General features: G+C 62.5%; 21 protein-coding genes. 10 read left to right on the forward strand and 11 right to left on the reverse strand.

Going from position 1 to position 23,200, the window contains the following annotated elements; all coding sequences use genetic code 11:
- The first annotated feature begins 6 nt into the window (after window positions 1-6).
- The 3 genes from nuoN to NOX35_RS06300 are packed head-to-tail and all read left to right on the forward strand — an operon-like array spanning window position 7 to window position 2,383.
- On the forward strand, window positions 7-1,500 hold the full coding sequence (gene nuoN / locus NOX35_RS06290) for an NADH-quinone oxidoreductase subunit NuoN (protein WP_182286034.1): 1,494 nt from the start codon (window positions 7-9) through the stop codon (window positions 1,498-1,500).
- A 56-nt stretch (window positions 1,501-1,556) separates the two neighbouring features.
- Window positions 1,557-1,862: a DUF2818 family protein gene (locus NOX35_RS06295; RefSeq protein ID WP_003057814.1), complete on the forward strand. Its 306-nt coding sequence runs from the start codon at window positions 1,557-1,559 to the stop codon at window positions 1,860-1,862.
- 8 nt (window positions 1,863-1,870) lie between these two features.
- Window positions 1,871-2,383, forward strand: a complete 513-nt coding sequence (locus tag NOX35_RS06300; protein WP_182286035.1) for a DUF1178 family protein — start codon at window positions 1,871-1,873, stop codon at window positions 2,381-2,383.
- A 50-nt stretch (window positions 2,384-2,433) separates the two neighbouring features.
- Here NOX35_RS06300 and NOX35_RS06305 read toward each other — a convergent pair whose 3' ends face one another.
- Genes NOX35_RS06305 through NOX35_RS06315 form a run of 3 tightly spaced genes read right to left on the reverse strand, consistent with a single transcriptional unit; the run spans window position 2,434 to window position 4,151 of the window.
- Window positions 2,434-3,222, reverse strand: coding sequence for an anti-sigma factor (locus tag NOX35_RS06305; RefSeq protein WP_256496113.1), 789 nt, complete (start codon window positions 3,220-3,222; stop codon window positions 2,434-2,436).
- Between the two features lie 11 nt (window positions 3,223-3,233).
- Window positions 3,234-3,761, reverse strand: coding sequence for an RNA polymerase sigma factor (locus NOX35_RS06310; RefSeq protein ID WP_256496115.1), 528 nt, complete (start codon window positions 3,759-3,761; stop codon window positions 3,234-3,236).
- Entirely contained in the window at window positions 3,762-4,151 is a 390-nt protein-coding gene (locus NOX35_RS06315) for a hypothetical protein (RefSeq protein WP_182286038.1), read from the reverse strand.
- 717 nt (window positions 4,152-4,868) lie between these two features.
- Here NOX35_RS06315 and NOX35_RS06320 point away from each other — a divergent pair.
- From NOX35_RS06320 to NOX35_RS06350, 7 genes are all read left to right on the forward strand, one after another.
- On the forward strand, window positions 4,869-5,639 hold the full coding sequence (locus NOX35_RS06320; RefSeq protein ID WP_003064407.1) for an ABC transporter ATP-binding protein: 771 nt from the start codon (window positions 4,869-4,871) through the stop codon (window positions 5,637-5,639).
- Between the two features lie 120 nt (window positions 5,640-5,759).
- Window positions 5,760-6,479 (forward strand): ABC transporter ATP-binding protein, encoded by a 720-nt coding sequence (locus tag NOX35_RS06325; RefSeq protein ID WP_182286039.1) that lies wholly within the window; start codon window positions 5,760-5,762, stop codon window positions 6,477-6,479.
- Between the two features lie 55 nt (window positions 6,480-6,534).
- The gene (locus NOX35_RS06330) at window positions 6,535-7,731 is read left to right on the forward strand and encodes an ABC transporter substrate-binding protein (RefSeq protein WP_034378762.1); all 1,197 of its coding nucleotides are present in this window, start codon (window positions 6,535-6,537) and stop codon (window positions 7,729-7,731) included.
- A gap of 48 nt (window positions 7,732-7,779) precedes the next feature.
- On the forward strand, window positions 7,780-8,664 hold the full coding sequence (locus NOX35_RS06335; protein WP_003057801.1) for a branched-chain amino acid ABC transporter permease: 885 nt from the start codon (window positions 7,780-7,782) through the stop codon (window positions 8,662-8,664).
- A 12-nt stretch (window positions 8,665-8,676) separates the two neighbouring features.
- Complete coding sequence (locus NOX35_RS06340; RefSeq protein ID WP_256496118.1) at window positions 8,677-9,669, forward strand: branched-chain amino acid ABC transporter permease; 993 nt, start codon at window positions 8,677-8,679, stop codon at window positions 9,667-9,669.
- Window positions 9,670-9,892: 223 nt separating this feature from the next.
- A complete protein-coding gene (locus NOX35_RS06345; RefSeq protein WP_256496119.1) occupies window positions 9,893-12,337 on the forward strand; it encodes a membrane-bound PQQ-dependent dehydrogenase, glucose/quinate/shikimate family in 2,445 nt (814 codons plus the stop codon).
- A gap of 176 nt (window positions 12,338-12,513) precedes the next feature.
- Window positions 12,514-13,194: a TetR family transcriptional regulator gene (locus NOX35_RS06350; RefSeq protein ID WP_256496121.1), complete on the forward strand. Its 681-nt coding sequence runs from the start codon at window positions 12,514-12,516 to the stop codon at window positions 13,192-13,194.
- On the opposite strand, the gene NOX35_RS06355 is transcribed toward NOX35_RS06350, so the two are convergent.
- The 8 genes from NOX35_RS06355 to NOX35_RS06390 all read right to left on the reverse strand — a co-directional run bounded on the left by NOX35_RS06355 (window position 13,183) and on the right by NOX35_RS06390 (window position 23,128).
- Window positions 13,183-14,355 carry a carotenoid 1,2-hydratase gene (locus NOX35_RS06355; protein ID WP_256496122.1) on the reverse strand — a complete coding sequence of 391 codons (1,173 nt, stop codon included), beginning with the start codon at window positions 14,353-14,355 and terminating at the stop codon, window positions 13,183-13,185. The genes NOX35_RS06350 and NOX35_RS06355 overlap by 12 nt on opposite strands.
- A 62-nt stretch (window positions 14,356-14,417) precedes the next feature.
- On the reverse strand, window positions 14,418-14,858 hold the full coding sequence (locus NOX35_RS06360; RefSeq protein ID WP_063661540.1) for a VOC family protein: 441 nt from the start codon (window positions 14,856-14,858) through the stop codon (window positions 14,418-14,420).
- 87 nt (window positions 14,859-14,945) lie between these two features.
- Complete coding sequence (locus NOX35_RS06365; RefSeq protein ID WP_256496125.1) at window positions 14,946-17,594, reverse strand: FtsX-like permease family protein; 2,649 nt, start codon at window positions 17,592-17,594, stop codon at window positions 14,946-14,948.
- Entirely contained in the window at window positions 17,591-18,325 is a 735-nt protein-coding gene (locus NOX35_RS06370; RefSeq protein WP_182286044.1) for an ABC transporter ATP-binding protein, read from the reverse strand. The genes NOX35_RS06365 and NOX35_RS06370 overlap by 4 nt, the downstream gene beginning before the upstream one ends.
- A gap of 38 nt (window positions 18,326-18,363) precedes the next feature.
- Window positions 18,364-19,371, reverse strand: a complete 1,008-nt coding sequence (miaA, locus tag NOX35_RS06375) for a tRNA (adenosine(37)-N6)-dimethylallyltransferase MiaA (protein WP_256496127.1) — start codon at window positions 19,369-19,371, stop codon at window positions 18,364-18,366.
- Window positions 19,372-19,497: 126 nt separating this feature from the next.
- Window positions 19,498-20,820 (reverse strand): sulfatase, encoded by a 1,323-nt coding sequence (locus NOX35_RS06380; RefSeq protein WP_256496129.1) that lies wholly within the window; start codon window positions 20,818-20,820, stop codon window positions 19,498-19,500.
- A 16-nt stretch (window positions 20,821-20,836) separates the two neighbouring features.
- Window positions 20,837-21,835, reverse strand: a complete 999-nt coding sequence (locus NOX35_RS06385) for a tripartite tricarboxylate transporter substrate-binding protein (RefSeq protein ID WP_256496130.1) — start codon at window positions 21,833-21,835, stop codon at window positions 20,837-20,839.
- A 117-nt stretch (window positions 21,836-21,952) separates the two neighbouring features.
- Window positions 21,953-23,128: a multidrug effflux MFS transporter gene (locus NOX35_RS06390; protein ID WP_256496131.1), complete on the reverse strand. Its 1,176-nt coding sequence runs from the start codon at window positions 23,126-23,128 to the stop codon at window positions 21,953-21,955.
- Window positions 23,129-23,200 lie beyond the last annotated feature (72 nt).

Below are 23,200 nucleotides of genomic sequence, written 5' to 3' on the forward strand. Positions count from 1 at the left end.
CACGAGATGATTGACAACATCAGCTGGCTGGCGATCTACCCGGAGATCACTCTCCTGGTCATGGCCTGCGTCATTGCCTTGGTGGACCTGGGCGTCAAGAGCGCCCGTCGCACCGGCACCTATGTTCTGACCATGCTCACCCTGCTTGTCGTGGCGGTGATGCAGGGCATGTACGCCGCGAGCGGCAATACCTTCTACGGCTGGGGCAACATGGTTGTCTCGGACGCCATGGGCAACTGGCTCAAGTGCTTTGCCACTATCGCCGTGATGATCACCATGGTCTACGGCCGCCCTTATGCGGCCGAGCGCGACATGCTGCGTGGCGGTGAGTTCTTCACACTGTCCATGCTGGCCCTGCTGGGCATGTTCATCATGATCAGTGGCAACAATTTCCTGGTCCTGTATCTGGGCCTGGAGTTGCTGACACTGTCCAGCTATGCGCTGGTGGCTCTGCGCCGCGACCACACCGTGTCCGTCGAAGCCGCCATGAAGTACTTCGTTCTGGGTGCCATGGCTTCCGGTTTCCTGCTGTACGGCATGTCCATGCTCTACGGCGCCACGGGTTCGCTGGATATCGGACAGGTCTTCAAGGCCATCAATTCCGGTGAAATCAAGCACCAGGTGCTGGTCTTCGGTCTGGTCTTCGTGGTCGCTGGTCTGGCCTTCAAGCTGGGTGTGGTTCCCTTCCACATGTGGGTGCCCGACGTTTACCAGGGTGCACCTACCGCCATCACCGCCCTGATCGGTGGCGCGCCCAAGCTGGCTGCCTTTGCCATGACCATCCGCCTGCTGGTGGACGGCCTGCTGCCGCTGGCCATCGATTGGCAGCAGATGCTGATGGTTCTGGCCGTCTGCTCGCTGCTCATCGGTAACCTGGCCGGTCTGCAGCAGACCAACCTCAAGCGCATGCTGGCTTACTCGACTATTTCCCAGATGGGCTTTGTGCTGCTGGGTCTGATGTCGGGTGTGGTGGACGGCAAGGTCGATCCTGCCACCGTCGAAAACGCCTACAGCTCGGCGATGTTCTACATCGTGACCTATGTGCTGACGGCCCTGGCTTCCTTCGGCGTGATCCTGCTGCTGGCCCGTGAAGGCTTTGAAAGCGAAGAGATCGCTGATCTGGCCGGCCTGAACCAGCGCAGCCCGCTGTATGCCGGCGTGATGGCGATCTGCCTGTTCTCCATGGCTGGTATTCCTCCGCTGGTCGGCTTCTACGCAAAGCTGTCCGTGCTGCAGGCCCTGGTCGCTTCGGGCAGCAGCCTGTACATCGGTCTGGCCGTGTTTGCCGTGATCATGTCGCTGATCGGTGCCTTCTATTACCTGCGTGTGGTCAAGGTCATGTACTTTGATGCTCCAATCACTGCCACCAGCGTGTCTGCTCCTCTGGATGTGCGCGTTATGCTGACTATCAACGGTGCGCTGGTTCTGCTGCTGGGTATCCTGCCCGGCGGTCTGATGGCCTTGTGCGCTGACGCCGTTGTGCGTGCCCTGGCTTCCTGATAAGACGAACGTGATGAGGGCTTGATGCCCTCATCGCTTTTTCTAGGAATGGCTTTGTGTCTATAACCGCCTCTATCTGGCTCATCATCTTGGCTGCCCTTGTGGCAGCCAATTTGCCTTTTATCAACCAGCGTCTGGGCATCGTCGGCCCCGTCATGGCCGGTCGCAAGCCGCTGTGGGTGCGTCTGCTGGAAATGATTGCCCTGTACTTGCTGGTGGGCGGTCTTGGTCTGTTGCTGGAGCGTCGCGCCGGTCAGATATCTCCCCAAGGCTGGGAGTTTTATGCCATTACTGCTACGCTGTTTTTGACGCTGGCATTTCCCGGCTTCGTTTATCGCTATCTGGTTCACCGCAAGGGTTGAGTGGCGCCATGAAAGTGCTTGATCTTCACTGCCCTGCAGGCCATGTCTTTGAAGGCTGGTTTGCTTCGGAAGATGATTTTCAGAATCAGCTGCAGCGCAAGCTGGTGGAGTGTCCTGTTTGCGGCGACAGTGATGTGACCAAGCGCTTGAGTGCTCCCCGTCTCAATCTGGGCGCACAGCCGCCCAAAGCTGCCCAGGCTGCGAAACCAACGCCTGTCGCAGCGCCGGAGTTTCCCGTCGCCGTACCCGAGATCAGTGCCGAGGCGCGGGCACATCTTCAATCCGTTCATGCCGCCTGGATGCAGTGGTCGCGCCAGGTCGCGCAGAATACCGAGGACGTCGGCAAAAAATTTGCCGAAGAGGCGCGTCGCATTCACTATGGTGAAACCGAGGAACGCGCCATTCGGGGTCAGACCAGTGCCCGGGAGGCCATGGAGTTGCTGGAAGAGGGCATTGGCGTCCTGCCCCTGGCCTTGCCCGAGTCGGCCAGTGGCGAAGGCGGCAGCGGCAGCCTGCAATAACAAATCCTGCCTCGGGTCACTCCTCTTCAGGGTGTGAGCGATCTGCGGCTTCAGTTCAGCTGCTGATAGACCGCGTTGGCCAGAGTCTGCAGGCGCTCGCGTGGCAGGGAGGCACTCAAGGCATAGCCTTGCCGGCCGTCGATCCAGTAGAAACCATGGCTTGCACCGTCGCTGCTCCATTGAAACGAGGCGGGGGCGGAGGTGGCAGCAGTCCCGGGTTTGAGCACCGAGACATACAGAGTGACGCGTTGGCCGGCCTGATCCTCGTACATGAACTGGGCGCGGGCCTGACCGGTCTCTCCGGGCAGCAGCCGCCCGCCCATGAGATGAAAGCCCTGGGCTTCCAGCACCGGTGGCTTGAGCGCAACGCCCAGCCGCTTGGACAGCCACTGCACCAGATGCGCCTGCTGCTGCGCAGCTACCTCGACGGGGTGGCGCTGCTCGGGCACATAGACGGCATGGGCCGCCGCCGCCTCGCGGACAAAGCCTGGCAACTGCACGGCCGTGTCGGCTGGCAGCAATCCGGATTTTTGCCGGCCCGCACCATAGCCCAGACCCAGGCCCACGCTGAGCATGATGCCTGCGGCCAGCGCATGTTGCCAGCGCCATTGCAGCGCCGGCTTTTGCAGGGATAGCATGAGCTGGGGTGGAACCGGCTCTTCGAGCAATTGCACGTGCAGAGCCTGAAGGCCCGCGTTCTGGGCCTGAATGGCGGCCATGCGCGCTGCTTCTTCGGGGTGTTCGGCCAGCCATTGCGCTACGGCCGCAGCAGCATCGGGCTGCAACTCTCCATCCACCCAGGCATGCAGCGTGGCTTCGTCGGGGCGCTGGGGTGTCATTGCACTTTCCTTCATTTGACAGCCCTCAACACGGTCGTCGCGGGTCTTTCTCCTTCCATGAGGCGCCTGAGTTGCTCGCGGGCGCGCGAGAGGCGCGACATCACCGTTCCCACAGGAACGCCCAGCATCTGCGCGGCTTCGCCATAGCTGAACTGCTCCATGCCGATCAGCAGCAATACCTCGCGGGCCTGCGGCGTGAGATGGGACAGGGCCCGCTCCAGATCCAACTGCAGCGTCAGTCTGGGCATGGGGTCGTGGGGCGTGTCCAGGGCCTGGTCAAGCGCCACCATGCGATGCCGCGAGGACTGCTGCCACTGATTGGCATAGAGGTTGTGCATCAAGGTCAGCAGCCAGCTGAGCAAGGCCTTTTGCACCTGCTCGGCCGAGGCCGCAGCCGGGGGCTGCCACAGGGCCCATTTCTGGCAGGCGCGCTCCAGGGTGTCCTGCACCAGATCGTCTGCCAGCGCGGCATCGCCCGCCAGCGCACGCGCATAGCGGCGTAGGCGGGGAATATGGACCAGGGCGGCGTCGACCTTCACTCAAGGCTTGGCGACATGCCAGCTATTGTTGAGGAAGCCGTCACCCGTCTTGTCGCCGGGCTTGGCATCCTTGGCCCAGTGATAGAGGGGGCGGCCTTTGTAAGCCCATTGCTTGCTGCCGTCGTCGCGCATCACCACGCCCCAGTCGCCGATAGGCGCCGCATTCGCGGGGGCCATCAAAGGCGGCCAGTTGGTGGCGCAGCCGCCGTTGCAGACGCTTTTGCCGGAGCCTGCGGCATCCTTGTCAAAGACGTAGAGCGTCATCTGGGTCGGTCCTACCAGTACACCATTGAGGGTGGTGGCTGGAGACTTGGCCGGGGCGGCCGGGCCGCTCGAGCAGGCTGCCAGCAGGGCAGCGGAAACTAGCGTCAGAGAAGCGATGCGAAACATAAGGTCTCTCCTTGTGGTTGACCTGCAGTAAACAGTTCTGCACGGGGTTTTATTCCATGCGTTTTCATGCAAGAACTCAAGAGCAGCGCAGCCGGTTTCTTGGACACGGACTTCTACGTCGATGGCCAAATATTTTGATAGCTGCTATCGCACCCTAGCTATGTGCTTCAAAAATAAAAAAATATGAAACTAATATGGGTAAAGCGCAGATAGCTTCTGAATCAATAGCGGTATGGCCAATCTTTGTCGCCCTGGGTTTTTAAGGGCGACAAATAGCAAGCATATTTGTGGGCATTGGGCTAGTAACCTAGTTACCCCAGTGGGAATTGAACGACTCAGGGTTTACGGCATCAGGGCCAATCTGGGGAGCGCTGGGCCATGGGGTGCATTTCGCCCAGTTTTATTAATATTGATAGCGCAATACATATAAGGCATAAGCTTTTTACTCATTCCGAAGTGGATGCTGACATTCCGGGGGGATGCCGCTGTCTCTGGCGTGACTTGCAGTTGCGATGAGTTTGAAGTTTGTAGTTACTTCTATTGTTGCCATTTGTTTTATGGAGGATTAGGGAAAGCATAAGTCCGATGGCTCTTCATTCCTAGGAGTTTCCCGCTGCGGCACTGCAGCATGAAAGACCAAGATGCCGCTCAGGCAGAGGAAGCACAGCAAGTTGCTCCCCTCTTTGTTTTGCAGCATTCAGGACTGACGGCCAGCGCATGAGCGACCTTATTCTCGAAACCAGGCAACTCACCAAAGAGTTCAAAGGCTTTACCGCCGTCAGCAAGGTGGATCTGGCCGTGCAGCGTGGCTCCATTCACGCGCTGATCGGACCCAATGGCGCGGGCAAGACCACTTGCTTCAATCTGCTGACCAAGTTTCTGGAGCCCACTTCCGGGAGCATCCAGTTCAATGGGCTGGACATTACCCGCGAGGCGCCGGCGCAGATTGCGCGGCGCGGCGTAATTCGCTCGTTTCAGATTTCCGCCGTGTTTCCGCACTGCACCCTGCTGGAGAACGTGCGTATCGGCCTGCAGCGCAAGCTGGGCACGGCCTATCAGTTCTGGACCAGCGAGAAAACGCTCAATCAGCTCAATGACCGCGCCATGGAGTTGCTGACCGAAGTCGGCCTGCAGGATCTGGCCGATGAAGTCACCGTGAACCTGCCCTATGGTCGCAAGCGTGCCCTGGAGATTGCGACCACGCTGGCCATGGAGCCCGAGCTGATGCTGCTGGACGAACCCACGCAGGGCATGGGCCACGAAGATGTGGACCGCGTGACGCAGCTCATCAAGAAGGTCTCGGCCGGCCGCACCATCCTGATGGTGGAGCACAACATGAAGGTGATCGCCACCATCGCTGATCGCATCACCGTGCTGCAGCGCGGCGCCGTTCTGGCTGAAGGGCGCTACGAAGAGGTTTCCCGCAATCCGCAGGTGATGGAAGCCTATATGGGGACCACGGATGGGCAGCTTCAGGGGGCGCATTAGTGGCTCCCCCTGTGCCGCTCACGCGGCGTCCCCCTGAGGGGGACAACACCATCGCTGCGGGGCGGCCCTTGCTTGGTGTTTCTGACTTGGGTTCGTGCCAGTTTTGAGATCAGATGAACAATGAATAAGACAAGTACTCCGGCGCTGGAAATTTCGGGACTCAATGCCTGGTATGGCGAGTCCCATGTGCTGCACGGCATGGACCTGGTGGTCAATCCCGGCGAGGTGGTGACCCTGCTGGGCCGCAATGGCGCGGGGCGCACTTCCACGCTGCGCGCCATCATGGGGCTGACCGGCTCGCGCAAGGGCTCGATCAGGATCAACGGCGTGGAAACCGTTCACATGCCCACGCACAAGATCGCCCACCTGGGCGTGGGCTACTGCCCCGAGGAGCGCGGCATTTTCTCCAGCCTGTCCTGTGAAGAGAATCTGATGCTGCCGCCGCCGCTCAAGACCGGCGAGCCGGGGATGAGCATCGACGAGATCTACCAGATGTTCCCCAATCTCTATGAGCGCAGGAACAGCCAGGGCACGCGCCTGTCGGGCGGCGAGCAGCAGATGCTGGCCGTGGCGCGCATTCTGCGCACGGGCGCACGCCTGTTGCTGCTCGACGAGATTTCCGAAGGCCTGGCCCCCGTCATCGTCCAGACCCTGGCTCGCATGATCACCACGCTGCGCGAAAAGGGCTACACCGTGGTGATGGTGGAGCAGAACTTCCGCTTTGCCGCGCCGCTGGCAGACCGCTTCTATGTGGTCGAGCACGGCCATGTCGCCTTGCGCTTCGGAGCCGGCGAACTGGACGAGAAGATGTCCGTGCTCAACGAGCTGCTGGGTGTCTGAGTCTGCAAGCAATTCCCATTCGTTCATAACAAAGACCCAACCCGTGGAGATAAAGATGAAAGCAAAACTGAGCGTTCTCTCATGCATGCTGGCCGTGGCCGGTCTGTCCAGCCCCTTGGCCCAGGCCCAGGAAAAGGTGAAGATCGGTTTCGTCACCGATATGTCCAGCCTGTACGCCGACGTGGAGGGCAAGAACGGTGCGGTCGCCATGCAGATGGCGATTGACGACTTCGGTGGCAAGGTCCTGGGCCAGCCCATCGAGCTGGTCAGCGCAGACCACCAGAACAAGGCCGACATCGCTGCCTCCAAGGTGCGCGAATGGATTGATACGCAGGGTATCTCCATGGTCTTCAGCGGCACCAACTCCGGCACGGCGCTGGCGGTGTCCCAGATCGCCAACGAGAAAAAGCGCGTTCACTTCAACAGCGGCGCGGGCTCTTCCGCGCTGACCAACGAGCAGTGCAACCCCTATACCGTGCACTACGCCTACGACACCGTGGCCCTGGCCAAGGGCACGGGCGGTGCGGTGGTGGATCGCGGCGGCAAGGACTGGTTCTTCCTGACAGCCGACTATGCGTTCGGCCAGGCTCTGGAGGCCGACACCACCAAGGTCATCAACGCCAAGGGCGGCAAGGTGCTGGGCTCGGTCAAGCATCCGCTCAATGCTTCGGACTTCTCGTCCTTCCTGCTGCAGGCGCAAAGCTCCAAGGCCCATATCCTGGGTCTGGCCAATGCGGGCGGCGACACCATCAATGCCATCAAGGCCGCCAAGGAGTTCGGCATCAACAAGACCATGAAGACCGCCGGTCTGCTGGTCTTCCTGACCGACATCCACAGCCTGGGTCTGAAGAACACCGAAGGCCTGCTGCACACCACCAGCTGGTACTGGGACATGAACGACGAATCGCGCAAGTTCGCCAACAAGTTCTTTGCCAAGACCAAGCGCATGCCTACCGATGTGCAGGCCGCCGACTACTCGGCCGTGATGAACTATCTGAAGGCTGTCGAAGCGGTGAAGACCACCAATGCCGACAAGGTGATGGCCCACCTCAAGAGCACGCCCATCAACGACTTCTACGGCAAGGGCGTGATCCGTCCCGACGGCACTTTCGCCCACGATATGTATCTGGTCGAAGCCAAGAAGCCCAGCGAATCCACCAAGCCCTGGGACTACCTCAAGGTGCTGACCAAGCTGCCTGCAGATACGGTCTGGACCACCAAGGCCGAAACCAAGTGCGCGCTCTGGAAGTAATGGCGCTACCGGTTTGATGCACACCTCACCCTCACCAGCGTATCTCTCATGGAAATCTTCGGCGTTTCATTGCCCGGCCTGATGAGCCAGCTCCTTCTGGGGCTGGTCAACGGTTCGTTCTACGCAATTCTGAGTCTGGGCCTGGCCGTGATCTTCGGCCTGCTCAATGTCATCAACTTTGCGCATGGCGCCCTGTTCATGCTGGGGGCCATGTGCACCTGGATGGCCATGAGCTATTTCGGCATCAACTACTGGGTGATGCTGATCCTGTCGCCGGTGCTGGTGGGGATTCTGGGGGTGTTGATCGAGCGCTTCTTGCTGCGCTGGATCTACAAGCTCGATCATCTCTACGGCCTGCTGCTGACGCTGGGGCTGTCGCTGCTGATCGAGGGGGTGTTCCGCTCCGTATATGGCGTCTCGGGCCTGGGCTATGACACGCCCGAGCTGCTTGAAGGCGCGACCAATCTGGGCTTCATGATCCTGCCCAATTACCGTGCCTGGGTGGTCGTGGCTTCCATCGTGGTGTGCGTGGCAACCTGGTTTGTGATCGAGAAGACGCGCATCGGTGCCTATCTGCGTGCCGGCACCGAAAACCCGCGCCTGGTCGAGGCTTTCGGCGTCAACGTGCCCGTGATGATCACGCTGACCTATGCCTTCGGTGCGGCGCTGGCGGCTTTTGCCGGCGTGCTGGCCGCTCCCGTCTACCAGGTCACGCCGCTGATGGGGCAGAACCTGATCATCGTGGTGTTTGCCGTGGTGGTGATCGGCGGCATGGGCTCCATCATGGGCTCCATCCTCACCGGTCTGGCGCTGGGCGTCATCGAAGGGCTGACCAAGGTTTTCTGGCCCGAAGCATCGTCCACCGTCGTGTTTTTCATCATGGTCATTGTTTTGCTGATTCGCCCCGCTGGCTTGTTCGGTAAAGAAAAATAAGAAGGGCACGACATGAAATCCAAGACGCTTGTTCAACGCATTGCCCCCGTGGGCTATGGCCTGCTGCTGCTGGGCCTGATCGTCGCGCCCTTCCTCGGTGCCTATCCGGTTTTTGTCATGAAGCTGATGTGCTTTGCACTGTTTGCTTCGGCCTTCAATCTCTTGCTGGGCTATACGGGTCTGCTGTCCTTCGGCCACGCCGCGTTTCTGGGCGGCGCGGCCTATGTGGCGGGCTACACCATCAAGGCCTGGGGCTTTACGCCCGAAGTCGGCATGTTGCTGGGGACGGTGGTCGGCGGTCTGCTGGGCCTGATCTTTGGCTGGCTGGCCATTCGCCGGCAGGGCATTTATTTCTCCATGATCACGCTGGCGCTGGCGCAGATGTTGTTCTTTGTCGCGCTGCAGGCCAAGTTCACAGGCGGCGAAGACGGCCTGCAGGGCGTGCCGCGCGGCAAGCTGTTCGGCGTGATCGATCTGAGCAGCGATCTGGTCATGTACTACGTGGCGCTGATCATCGTGGCGGCGGCCTTTTTGCTCATCGTGCGCACCATTCACTCGCCGTTCGGGCAGGTGCTCAAGGCCATCAAGGAAAACGAGCCACGAGCCATCTCGCTGGGCTATGACGTCAACCGCTTCAAGCTGCTGGCCTTTGTGATCTCGGCTGCACTGACAGGTTTGGCGGGCTCGCTCAAGACGCTGGTGCTGGGCTTTGCCACCTTGTCCGATGTGCACTGGACCACCTCCGGCCATGTGATCCTGATGACGCTGATGGGGGGGCTGGGCACGCTTTCCGGTCCGTTGCTGGGTTCGGCCGTCGTCGTGGCGCTGGAAAACAAGATCGGCGAGTTCGGTACCTTTCTTGCACACACCACGGGAGTGGAATGGTTTGGCACGCTGGGCGAGTCGGTCACCATCGTCACCGGCCTGATCTTTGTGCTGTGTGTGCTGCTGTTCCGCAAGGGCATCATGGGCGAGCTGATCGCCTGGCTGCAACGTCGCAAATAAGGCGCTTCACTCTCCCTTCCAAGGCCGCATCTGCGGCCTTTTTTATTGCCATGACTCAGTTCAGGGGAGGGTAATTTTCAGAGATTTCTGAAACTGCTGGTACACGTTTGCAAGCGATGGACTTTATTTCTCACAACAATGGACTTTTTTTCTCATTTCAAAAAATGCCTGAGTGCAGCCGGATGCCGGTGCGCGTGCAGGCGCATACAGTTCGAGGTTCGATATGACACATCGGGAGCAGGCGCAGCCCTTGGCCGCGCGCATCTGGCTCTGGGTTCTGGGGGCGGCGCTGGCGCTTGCCGGCCTGTTCTTCTTGATAGGTGGTGGCAAGCTCATCAGCCTGGGCGGCAGCTGGTACTTTTTGCTCGCTGGCCTGGGGCTGCTGCTGTCCGGTGTGCAACTGGTTCGCCGCCGAGCCAGCGGCGCATGGTTCTACCTGGGCACTTTCGGCGCGACCGTGTTGTGGGCACTGGCCGAAGTGGGTCTGGATTACTGGAGCCTGATTTCGCGTCTGCTGGCGCTGACCTTCGCTGCCGTGGTGGTGCTGGCCAGCATGCCCTTGCTACGTAGTGCTGGTGAGCCGGGCAAGGCATCGTCCAGCAAGCTGCCATTTGCTGCAGCGGCGGTCATGCTGGTGGCTGGCATGGCGGCCTTTGTGTCCATGTTCCAGATTCACCCCGAGGTGCAGACCCAGTCTGCCGTGGCACGCAGGCCCGTGGATGCGGCCAGCGAGCAAAAGGACTGGAGCCATTACGGCAACAGCAGCAACAACGACCGCTTTGCCGCGCTGGATCAGATCAACGTGGACAACGTGAACCAGTTGCAGGTGGCCTGGACTTTTCGCACTGGCGACGTACCCAAGTCCACAGGCGCCGGGGCTGAAGACCAGACCACACCGCTGCAGGTGGGCGACAAGGTGTTTGTCTGCACGCCCAGCAACAACGTGATTGCGCTGGACGCCGATACCGGCAAGCAGCTGTGGCGTCATGACACCAACTCCCATGTGGGCGGTGTGTGGGAGCGCTGCCGCGGACTGGCCTACTTCGATGCGGATGCCGCACTGGTCCAGCCCAGCGTGCCGGGATCGACTCCTGTGCAGGCGGTGAGCCTGCCTGCCGGCGCTGCCTGCAAGCGCCGCATTCTCATGAACACCATCGATGCACGTCTGTTTGCCATCAACGCAGACAACGGCGAGTTGTGCGGCGAGTTTGGCGATCACGGCGTGGTCGACCTCAAGCAGGGCATTGGCAATGTCTCCAATCCCGCCTTCTACACCCAGACATCGGCCCCCACGGTGGCCGGCACCACGGTGGTGGTCGGCGGCCGCGTGGCCGACAACGTGCAGGTGGACATGCCCGGTGGCGTGATTCGCGGCTTCGATGTGATGACCGGCGCACAGCGCTGGGCGTTCGACTCCGGCTCGGCTACGCCCAATGAAGTGCTCAAACCCGGCGAGACCTACACCCGCTCATCGGCCAATGTCTGGGCGGGAACGACCTACGACCCGAGTTCCAATACGGTGTACCTGCCCATGGGATCGGCTTCGGTGGACCTGTATGGCGCCACGCGCTCTGCAGCGGACCTGAAGTACGGTGCCTCCATCCTCGCGCTGGATGCTGCCACGGGCAAGGAGAAATGGGTGTATCAGACCGTGCACAACGACTTGTGGGACTTCGACCTTCCCATGGCTCCCACACTGATCGATTTCCCTTTGCAGGACGGCAAGACGACGCCAGCGCTGGTGGTCGGTACCAAGGCCGGTCAGATCTTCGTGCTGGACCGCCACAGCGGCAAGCCGCTGACCAAGGTGGAAGACATTGCCGTCAAGCCCGGTCATATTCCCGGCGAAAAGTACGCCCCGACCCAACCCCTGTCCGTGGGCATGCCGCAGATCGGCACCAAGACCCTGACCGAAGCCGATATGTGGGGTGCGACGCCGGTGGATCAGCTGATCTGCCGCATCAAGTTCAAGTCCATGCGCTATGAAGGCCTGTTCACCGCGCCTGGCACCGATGTGTCGCTGAGCTTCCCGGGTTCGCTGGGCGGCATGAACTGGGGCGGCCTGTCTGCGGACCCCGGCAACAATCTGATCTTTGTGAACGACATGCGTCTGGGCCTGTGGGTGCAGATGATGCCCCAGCAGAAAAAGGACAAGCTGTCCGACGGCGGTGAAGCGCCCAACACCGGCATGGGTCAGGTGCCGCTGGGCGGCACTCCCTATGCGGTGATCAAGGACCGCTTCATGTCGCCTCTGGGCATTCCTTGCCAGAAGCCTCCGTTCGGCACGCTGACCGCCATCGACATGAAGACCCAGCAAGTGGTCTGGCAGGTGCCCGTGGGCACCGTGCAGGATCAAGGCCCCATGGGCATCAAGATGCGCGCGCCCATGCCTGTTGGCGTGCCCACACTGGGCGGTACGCTGGCGACCCAGGGCGGTCTGGTGTTCTTTGCCGGTACGCAGGATTACTATCTGCGTGCCTGGGATAGCGCCACCGGCAGGGAAATCTGGAAGGGCCGTCTGCCTGTGGGCAGCCAGGGCGGCCCCATGACTTACAAGTCGCCCAGGACTGGCAAGCAATATGTGGTCATCTCGGCCGGCGGTGCCCGTCAGTCGCCCGACCGCGGCGACTATGTGATTGCCTACGCGCTGCCGGATAGCGGCAAATAAGCACGGATGCATTGGACCGAACAGCCATGGCTCGTCAGAGCCATGGCTTTTTTCATCGCCGGGCAGCCCCAAGATGAAAGGCGCCCCCGACCACACGCAGTTGGAAGCATGGGGGCCTTTTTTCACGCCTGCGCTGCGTGTTACGCTGGCGCGCTTGAATCAATGGAGATGTGGTCGTGAGCGAGCAGCAAGGTCCTGAAAATTCACTGAGCCAGCAGCCTTCGGCAGACGCGGCATCGGCCGATATGCGCCGAGCCCTGCTGGACGCGGGCAAGACCGAGTTTGCCAATTACGGCTATGACGGAGCGCGGCTGGAACGCATTGCCGCCAAGGCGGGCTGCGCCAAGCGCATGCTCTACTACTACTTCGGTAACAAGAAGGATGTGTATCTCGCGGTCATAGAACAGAGCTACTCGGATATCCGCGAGTCCGAGGAGCTGCTCAATCTCGATGCGCTGGAGCCCTTGCAGGCGCTGCATGCGCTTGCGCGCAAGAGCTTTGAGTATCACGAGCAGAACCGGGAGTTCACGCGTCTGGTGCTGCAGGAGAATTTCCAGGGCGGCGAGATGCTGGGCCAGATCTCCAAGATCGAGCTGCTGCGCAAGGCGGCGCTGGAGCCTATCGAGCGCATCCTGCAGCGCGGCGTGGCGCAGGGCCTGTTCAGGGAGCAGCCGAACGCTGTCGATGTCCACTATCTGATTTCTGCCCTATCGGGCTTTCGCGTGGATCATGCGGCAACCTGGCAGAGCCTGCTGCAGGTCGATCTGCTGGGTGAGAACTTGCGCGAGCGCCATCTCCAGCTGCTGCTCGATCAGCTCGGCGCTCTGGTGTGCGAGCCCCAGGCCCTAAAGCCTTAGCGCATTCGCATAGCCGGTCATTTCCAGGTAGCCGTTGCCCACGCGGACGCTTTTGCCGTCGGCGCCTATGCTGCGCAGCTCGCACAGACCCTCCCAGTAAATGGCGCCGGTGCTGGCGCGGCTGTCCAGTTCCTGGTCGTCCACCAGCGCATGAACCTCGAAACGGCCCGCCGGTGTCTGCACGCTCCAGGCCACAGGGTAACTTGCTTTGCTGTGCGGGCTGCTCCAGCGGCGCAGCGGTTCGAACCGTACCTGATCGGCGGCAAAGATTTGCGCGTTCTGGTTTGGCGCGCGGAATGAACCACCGGCCCAGAGCGCCGAGCCATTGCGTCGGCGCAGATGAAAGGCCGTGAGGGCGCTGCCGTCATCGAGGTTCATGCCTATCCAGTCCCAACCCTGAGCCTCCGGGTCCATGATGGCCGCGCTGCATTCATGGTCCAGCCAGGCGCGGTTGTGTGCGCTGGCTTGCACAGCCAGCGACTGGCCGGCCACGGTGATGGAGCCGCCGACCTTGAGCTGGGGCTGGCTGTAGTAGTAGCTGGCCTGTTCCTCACGCGGGCCTTTGCGTGAAAGACCATTCAAGCCCTGCAGCAGCAGTGGCTGCGTGCTGTCAAATTCAAGATCCAGTATGAAGTCCTGGCTGCTCAGCAAAGCTCTGTAGCGGCAGGCTTCGCTGGCGCTTCGTCCTTTTACGGGTTGACGCTGGAGATACCAGTCGTTGATATGCACATCGGTATCGTTTTCGCCGGCTCCGGCCAGGCCCAGTCCCGCACGCGCCATGCGCTGGTCGTGGCGCAGCTTTTGGCCCTCGACATCGCACAGGGCCGCATGGGCGAAGATCAGCTGCTTGGCCGCGAGCGCCGATTGCAGGCCTTGCGCGGCTTCGATGCGCGAGCGAAAGAAAGTCAGCTGAAAGCCCCAGGGCTTGCCGCCGGCCTGCAACTGCCCTGTGATGTACCACCACTCCGTCTGCAGATCAGGGTGGCTGCCGAAGTCGCGCGGGAACTGCAGGGTCTTGAGCGGCAAAGCCATGCCTGGCAGAGGCAGGCCCAGGGTAGCCCAGCCCAGACCGGCAGCTGCCAGCGTCTGCAGGGACTGCCTGCGTGACAGGGCCGGCAGTGCCGGTTGCTGAGGCTGGGAGGTCGTGGGCTGATAAGGCATGGCCCATTGTCGCCCAGCCGATCAGGGCAATGCCATGATCTCCGGTGCTGCTTTGCGCTGCCTCAGCCAATGTCGATCAGGGGAACGATCACCATCCAGCTGACTCCGAAGCGGTCGGTCACCACGCCAAAACGACGCGCAAAAAACGTGGTGTCCAGCGCCATCTGTACCTTGCCGCCCTGGCCGATGGCGGCAAAGATGCGGTCGGCCTCATTCTCGCTGGGCGCGGTGATGGACAGAGAAAAGCCTTTGAAATCCGGCTTGCCGCTGTTCATGCCGTCAGATGCCATGATCTGCGTCTCGCCAATCTGCACATTGGCGTGCATGATTTTTTCGGGATCCATCTGGCCCGGGCCGCAGCCTTGCTGGCTCGATGACTCGGGTTGCGGAGGAGCATCCTTGTAGCGCATCAGCATGGTGATCTCGGCCCCCAGAGCGGCCTGGTAGAAATCCAGGGCCTCTTCGCAGCGACCGTCGAAAAAGAGATAGGGCTGGATTTGCATACGAACTCCTCGCAGGGGTTGAGGTTTCATTGTGCGCCGCGCCATGGCGCAATCATGTGAAAAACGCTGACAGGGGTGCAGGTATAGCTACCAGTCCTCCTTGACGGCCAGCACCGCGTCGGCACTGGCTGCCCGGCGCCCGGCCAGCCAGGCGGTGATGACGCCTGCCAGCACCACGGCAGCGCCCAGCGCCAGCAGGCGCAGCAGGGGCAGGCGCAGCTCCATGGTCCAGTGAAAGCTCTGCGGATTGACCACATGCACCAGGATCACCGCCACGCCCAGGCCCAGCAGCGTGCCCGCAATGGTGCCCAGCAGGGTCCAGGCCAGGCCCTCGGCGGCGACCACGCTCAGCACATTGCGGCGTGTCAGGCCCAGATGGGCCAGCAGCCCGAACTCCTTGCGCCTGGCCAGCACCTGGGCGCTGAAGCTGGCGGCAATGCCGAACAGGCCTATGCCTATGGCCACAGCCTGCAGCCAGTAGGTGACGGCAAAGCTGCGATCGAAAATGCGCAAGGAACGCTCGCGCAGCGTCTGGCTGCTGACAAACTCCAGCGCAGGGGGCGACTGCCCCGGCGTGCCGAGTGCCTGCTCTATTGCTGCTTGCAGATCGGCGCCAGACAGCATGCTTTGGGACTCCGGCCAGACGGCGATCTCGCTGATCTGCGCTGCATTGCCTGCCTTTCCTACCAGCGCCAGATAGTCCTTCCAGTCCAGTGCCACGGCACCGAACTGACGCACATAGTCGCGCCATACGGATGCTATGTAAAAAGAAGCTTCTGACGCTTGGTGGTCATGGGTTTGAAGGCTGAAAGCCTTGGAAAGCAGTGGCCAGCTGTCGCCGGGCTTCAAGCCATAGAGCTGGGCTACGGCTTCGCTGATGTGCACGGCGATGCCCGCGCGGGGCTGGCGCAGCGGCCCCTCCACCCAGGGAAGCTGCATGGCCTGCTCACCTTGAAGCGGGCGAATCAGCAGACTCAGGGCCGGACGTTCGGGGCTGAGTACCAGCTGGCTGCTGCGCATGGCCTGTGCTCGTTCTATGCCGGGTAGCTGCTCCAGGCGCTGCGCCGCATCGGCCGGCAGCAGGGCTGCATCGACACGGCTGGAGCCGCCGGCCGCGCGTACATACATGGGGGCGGGCAAAACGGCGTCCAGCCACTCCATCATGCTGCCGCGAAAGCTGGTGACCATCACCGTCAGGGCCACGGCCAGGCTCAGGCTGGCCACCACACCGCCCACGGCCACGGTAGTGGCGTGGCGCATGCGCCGCGCGCGCTCCAGCGCCAGCATGGCCAGCGGTTGGCGCGTGAAGGCGTCGGGCATCAGTCCCAGCACCACACCCAGCAGCCAGGGCAGGGCTGCCATGCCGCCCAGCAACAGCAGGCCCACGGCCATATAGGCGGCCAGCGGGACACCTGCCACCGGTGGCATAAAGGCCAGCATCAGGCTGGCTGCAAGCAGTGTCACAGCGGGCCACAGGCGCGGCGCTCTCTCATGCGTGCTGCCCAGTCCCTTGAGTGTGGCCGCAGGCGGCAGATCCATGGCGGCGCGTGCGGGCCACCAGGCACCGGCCAGCGTGGCGGCAAGGCCAAGCAGGCCAAATACCAGCGCCGCCACAGGGCTCCAGTGAAGGGCAGGCTGCACGCCGGCAAAGAATCCGCCGCCCAGATCGCCGCCCAGCACCTGCAGCGCCAGCCAGGCCAGTGCCGTACCCAGCGCGATACCGGCCAGGCTGCCCAGAGTCCCCAGCGCCAGCGCTTCCAGCAGCACCAGTGCCATGCGCTGGCGTGGAGTGGCCCCCAGCACGGCCAGCAGCGCAAACTGCGGCGCGCGCTGTGCCACGCTGAGCGCCAGCACCGAGAACACCAGAAACGCTCCCGTGAACAAGGCCACCAGGGCCAGCACAGTGAGGTTGACGCGATAGGCGCGCGACATCTCGCCCACGCGCTGCTGATCGTCGCTGGGCTGCTGGATCAGTATCTGGTCTTGCCAGGCCGCCAGTGCGTGCAGGGCGGTGGCCACCTGGCTGCGGCTGGCGCTGTCGGTCAGCAATAGGTCCAGCCGGTCGATGCGGTCAAACAGGCCGAGCTTCTGCTGCAGTGCGGCAATGTCCATGACTGCGACCGGTGCGCCGCTGGCGGCGACCGTGCCTGCAATGCGCAACTGCTGGGCCTGGCCATTGAGCAACCATTGCATGGGTGCGTTGACAGCTTGTTCAGGACTCAGTCTCAGGGCCTGCAAGGCTGCAGCATTGAGAAACACGGCATCGGGTGCAAACAGATCCAGCCGGTCACCACCTTCAAACAGGCGCGGCATCAGGGCCGGGGCGACAGGTGCCAGTTTGAGGGCATCGCTGCCGAGCACGCGCAAGCTCACGCCCTGCGCTGCCCCTTGCGTGCCGCGCGTCTGCAAATCTGCAGCGCCGCCGGGCAGCAACACAGTGGTTTCGACCCAGGGTACGGCGCTGGCGACGCCCCGGACCTGCGCCACCTGCGGATAGAGTGCCAGCGGCAGGCCACCCTGCATGGCGTGCAGCTGAAGATCGGGCTGGCCGTTGACGCTGCGCACCGCCCTGGAGAATTCGTCCAGCGCCGACTGGTTGATCACATGGACGGCAAAGCCCAGCGCCACGCCCAGCATGATGGCAATCAGCGCCGTAGCCGTGCGCCAGGGATGCTGGCGCAGCTCCTGCCAGGAGAAGCTGGTCAGCAGCAGAAGCAGCGGGGGGCGTGAAGTCACAGGCCTAACGATGTTTGCTGCGACACCGAGAGTTCGGCCTGCATGCCGCCTGCCGTCAGCCGCAGCACGCGGTCGGCTCGTCTGGCCGCTTCTGCGGAATGGGTGACCAGCACCAGGGCCGTGCCGTTGTCGCGGGTTTGCTGCAGCAGCAAATCCATGATCTGCTGGGCAGTGGACGGGTCGAGATTGCCCGTGGGCTCATCGGCCAGCAGCAGAGGCGGTGAATGCACCAGTGCACGCGCTATGGCCACGCGCTGCAGCTGGCCGCCGCTGAGCTGCTGGGGCAGGCGCTGGCCCAGACCAGCGAGTCCCACGGCTTGCAGCACCTGCTGCACGCGCTGCTGACCCTGGCCGTCCATGCGGCCCAGCAGCATCAGCGGCAGGGCAATGTTCTGCGCCACATCGAGATGGGGCAGGACATGAAAGGCCTGGAACACAAAGCCCAGATGCGCGCGCCGCCAGATGGCGCGCCGGGCTTCATCGAGCGTGGACAGATCAGTTCCGCTGTGCAGAACCCGGCCTTGCTGCCAGCTGTCCAGCCCGGCCAGGCAGTTGAGAAAGGTGGACTTGCCCACGCCGGAGTTGCCGACGATGGCGACAAACTCGCCGGCAGCGATCTCGCAGCTCACCTGCTCGAAGACCGTGGACTGCGCATCCGCCTCGCCATAGCGTTTGGCAAGGTCGCTGACCTGCAGCAGCGGATGTGCGTGGGATGAGTCGGTGGCAGCCATGCAGCGATCTTAACGATGGGCGGCTACGGGTGTAGTTCTTAGCTGGTGCCTTGCTGCGCTGCGTCAATGGCGGCCATGGCTGCATCCAGCAGTTGCTGCTGGGCGCCCGGTGCATCGCAGGCAATGGCATGGCGCTGGGGCATGGAGCGCAGCCAGGTGATCTGGCGCTTGGCCAGCTGGCGTGTGGAGGCGATGCCGCGCTCGCGCAGGCCTGCCATGTCCAGTGGCTTGCCGGGATCGGCCTCCAGAGCGTCCAGCACTTCCCAGGCCTGGCGATAGCCCACGCAGCGCATGGAGGGCAGGTTCAGATGCAGATCGCCGCGCGCGCGCAGGTGGCGCACTTCGTCGAGGAAGCCTTGCTCCAGCATCAGGTCAAAGCGCAGCGCAATGCGCTGGTGCAGCCAGGCTCGCTCTGCAGGCTCCAGCGAGAAAAGCGCGGTAACGCCCATCTGCTCTGCGGGACCTGCCTTGCTCTTGGTCGTGTGAAAGCTCGAAAGCGGCTTCCCCGACACATGCCAGACCTCCAGCGCGCGCTGAATGCGCTGGCTGTCGCCGGGGGCCAGGCGTGCTGCCGTGACGGGGTCCACCTCGGCCAGTCTGGCATGCATGACGGGCCAGCCGAGCTCGGCGGCCTGCGCGTCCAGCATGGCGCGCACTTCGGGGTTGGCAGCGGGCATATCGTCCAGCCCGTCCATCAGCGCCTTGAAGTACAGCATGGTGCCGCCCACCAGCAGAGGTATGGCCTGGCGGGAACGGATTTCGGCAACCAGGGTCTGCGTGTCCCGCACGAACTCGGCCGCGCTATAGGCCTGCAGCGGATCGATGATGTCGATGAGGTGATGCGGGACGGCGGCCAGCTCTGCCGCCGTGGGCTTGGCCGTGCCTATGTCCATGCCTTTGTAGACCAGGGCCGAATCCACGCTGATGATCTCGGCCTTCTGACCGCGTTGCGCCAGCCGCTCGGCCAATGCCAGCGCTGCCGCAGTCTTGCCCGAAGCAGTGGGGCCAGCAATGGCGATACAGGGCAGGGCGTGGGCAGCAGTCATGGGGCGAAATCCGTACAGGTCAAAGCACAAGAACCAATGACCGTCGGTCATTGGTTCTTGCTGGTCGTCAAGGATAACGCAGCCTGCCGCCTTGCGGCAGCGGCGGGACTTAGTGACCTGCTTCGCCTAGCCCTGGCTCAGTCGTGCCGGCACATAGCGGTCGGCCTGAATATCGGGCGAGAGGCCGTGGCTGTAGCTTTCAGCCGTGATCGGCAGCAACTGCTCGTTCCACTCCTCCCATTGCCTGCGCAGTCCGGCAAAGATTTCTGGCTGATGCTCCTTGAGATTGGCGCGCTCGCGGGCGTCCTCCTCCACATTGAACAAAAACTCGTTGTCGTTGATCTTGAGGTATTTCCAGGGACCCCGGCGCACGGCACGCTGGGCCTGGGATTTGTAGCGCCAGAACAGGCTGCGCTCGGTATTGGCTGCAGTGCCCTCCAGAATGGGCAGGATGTTCTGGCCGTCGCTGGGGAAGTCGGGGTGAGGTCTGGCGCCTGCTGCGGCCAGCAGCGTGGGCAGCCAGTCAAAGCTGGCCGTGACCTGCTCCTGGACCTGGGGCTGGATGCGGGCGCTCCAGCGCAGCAGCGTAGGTACGCGGATGCCGCCTTCCAGCAGCTCGGTTTTCTGGCCGGTGAAAGGCCAGGTCTTGGAAAAGCGTTCGCCACCGTTGTCGCTGGTGAAGATGACGATGGTGTTGTCGCCCAGGCCGCTGTCATCGAGCGCCTGCAGCACCTGGCCCACGGCCTTGTCCAGAGCCTCGACGATTTCGCCGTATTTCTTCAGGCTGCCGCCGTCGTAGTGAAACAGATCCTTGATGCTGTGAGCGACATGCTCGTCGTCAGGCCCTTCCCAGGGCCAGTGCGGCGCCGTGAAGTGCAGCGACAGGAAAAAAGGCTTGTCCTGACCCCTGCGCTCATGCACATAGCGCGTGGCTTCATCCCCCAGGATGTAGGTGTAGTAGCCCGTGCGCTGCACGGGCTCGTCGCCTTGCCAGAGGTCGGGGCTGAACTGTTCGCCCACGCCGGGCTTGTGCGTGAAGTAGTCGATGGCACCGCTGTGGTTGCCGAAGAAATAGTCGTAGCCGCTGCGCTGCGGGCCATAGGCGGGCGGCTTGCCCAGATGCCATTTGCCGATCAATGCCGTGTCGTAGCCGGCCTGCTTGAGCAGCGATGGCAGCGTGGGGTGATCGGCCGGCAGGCCGAGTTGCGCGCCATGGCGTGCCAGCGGCTCTTCGAGTCCGGCCTGCAGCCGGTACTGATAGCGTCCGGTGATCAGCGCAATGCGTGTGGCCGAGCAGACGGCCGAGTTGGCATAGGCCTGATTGAAGCGCACGCCCTGGGCAGCAAGCCGGTCCAGATGCGGGGTCTTGAAATCGGTGGCGCCATAGACGCCCAGGTCGGCCCAGCCCAGATCGTCGGCGAGGATGAAAACGATGTTCGGTGCGGTCATGAGTTCTTCGCCTTGCTTATTCGATGGCAAAGCCGGAGTTGGCGATCACGGGACGCCACTTGGCGACTTCGGCCACGCGCAGCTGCTCCAGCGCCTGCGGCGTGCGCGGGTCGGGCTGCAGGGACAGCTCCGCCCATTTGGGCTGCAGCTTGGGGTCCAGCAACGCGTGGTTGACGGCGCGATTGACGGTGGCAATGGCTTCGGGCGAAGTGCCTTTGCGTGCCCACAGGCTGTACCAGCCGCTGCCTGTGGCCTTGGGGTAGCCGGCTTCGGCAAAGGTCGGCACATCGGGCAGTTCGCGACCGCGCTGGCTGCCGAAGGTGCCCAGAATGCGCACCTTGCCTTCCTTGTGCAGCGGAGCGAGCTCGCTGGTGGTCTGTATGGCGGAGGCCAGCTGGCCACTGATCAGATCGGTCATCATGGCCGGGCCACCCTTGTAGGGCACATGCACGATGTTGACGCCGGCCGCTTCGCCCAGCAGCAGTCCAAAGAAATGCGGCAGGCTGCCTACGGCAGGGCTGCCGAAGTTGGCTTTGTCGGGATTGGCCTTGAGCCAGGCCACGTATTCCTGAATATTGCGCGCCGGATGCCTTGCGGGGACGGCCAGCCCGAACTGGAAATGCGCGAGCAGGCCCACCGGAGAGAAGTCGCGCGCAGGATCGTAGCCGGGCTTTTTGTAGACGATCTGCGAGAGCACCGGGGTGATCAGCGGCGCGATCAGATAGGTGCTGCCGTCGCTGGGGGCGTTGAGCAGCGTCTGTGCGGCAATCTGTCCGTTGGCGCCGGGCTTGTTGTCCACCACCACATAGTGGCTCTTGCCCAGTTGTGCGGCGATGCTTTCGGCCAGCACGCGTGCCAGCAGATCGATGCCGCCGCCTGCGCCAAAGCCCACCAGGATGCGGCTGGCCTGAGGGACGGCGGAGATCTCGGCTGCCTTGGCCAGAGAGTTCAAGGAGAAGCCAGCGGAGCTGGCGGCGAGCAGCGATTGCTGCAGGAAGAAGCGGCGGGAATGCATGGCTGGAGATCACAAAAAGTGCGGCGCGTTGGCCAGTCCAGGCATTCTCAAAAAATCTCTATAAAAAGAAAAATAATAAAAACTGGTTTTTAAATAACCTAATCATCTTATTTCAAATCATGATTTGCTGATGCCAAAACGCTGTACCAGCGTCCATGCCGTGATGGCCGTGCAGGCCGACCAGAACCAGATGCCGAAGGCCAGCGGCATGGTCGAGTCTGCATCCAGATTCAGTCCCAGCCAATGCCCCATGACAAACGCCATGAGCATCATCACCAGGCCGTTGATGGCCGAGGCCGTACCCGCTGCCTGGGGGAAGGGCGCGATGGCATTGCTTTGTCCGCAGGGCATGTGAATGCCGTGGGCGATCTGGTAGAGACAGAAGGGCAGGGCATAGGCCCAGATGCTGCGCAGATCGACCAGGGCCGCCAGGCCCATGATGGAGCCGGCCGTCAGCGACAACACCCCCGCCACGGCCACGGCGCGCTGCACGCTCATGCTGCGCAGCAGACGGCGGCAGGCAAAGGTGCCGGCGATATAGCACAGCGCGTTGCCGCCCAGCATCAGTCCGTATTGCGTACGGTCCATATGCAGCACGTTGATGTAGGTGAACGAAGAGGCAGCCAGGTTGGTGAACAGGCCTGCATAGCTGAAGCAGGTCAGCAGGTTGTAGGCCTGGAACATGGGGTTGCGCACAATGCGCGACCAGGTGTGCAGCAGATTGCCAAGTTGCAGCGCCTGCGGGTTGCGCTGGGGAATCGACTCCCTGAAGCGCAGCACCACCAGCAGCCAGGCCAGGCAGCCCATGAAGGCCTGGGCCAGCATGGTGGAGCGCCAGCCCAGCCAGCCTACGAGCAAGCTGCCGCTGATGGGGGCCAGAAAGGCCAGCACGCCCAGGCCCGTCAGCGCCTTGGACATGACTTGCGCGCCCATATGCGGGGCATAGAGATCGCGCACCACGGCACGCGCGCACATCACACCGGCGCCCAGGGCGGCGCCTTGCAGGCTGCGCCAGGCAATCAAGGTCTCCATGCTCTGGGCGCTGGCGCAGCCCAGCGCTGCGATCACATAGCCGCTGATGCCCAGCAGCAGGACCGGACGGCGGCCCAGCCGGTCCGACAGCGGGCCCCAGAGAATCTGCGAGCAGCCAAAGGCCAGCAAAAAGCCGGTCAGCGTCAGCTGGGCCTGCGAGACATGGGCGCCAAAGCCCTGCTGCAGCTGAGGCAGGGCAGGCAGATAGAGGTCGGTTGCCAGCGGCTGAAGACCGAGCAGCAGCCCCAGAGTGAGAATCACGAAGACTGCAGATTCAGGAGCGCTCTGCGCTTGCTCACCAAGGGATTGAGCGCGATTTGGTTCTGAGTTCAG

It is taken from the genome of Comamonas sp. C11 (assembly GCF_024496285.1).
GTDB lineage: Bacteria > Pseudomonadota > Gammaproteobacteria > Burkholderiales > Burkholderiaceae_C > Comamonas > Comamonas testosteroni_F.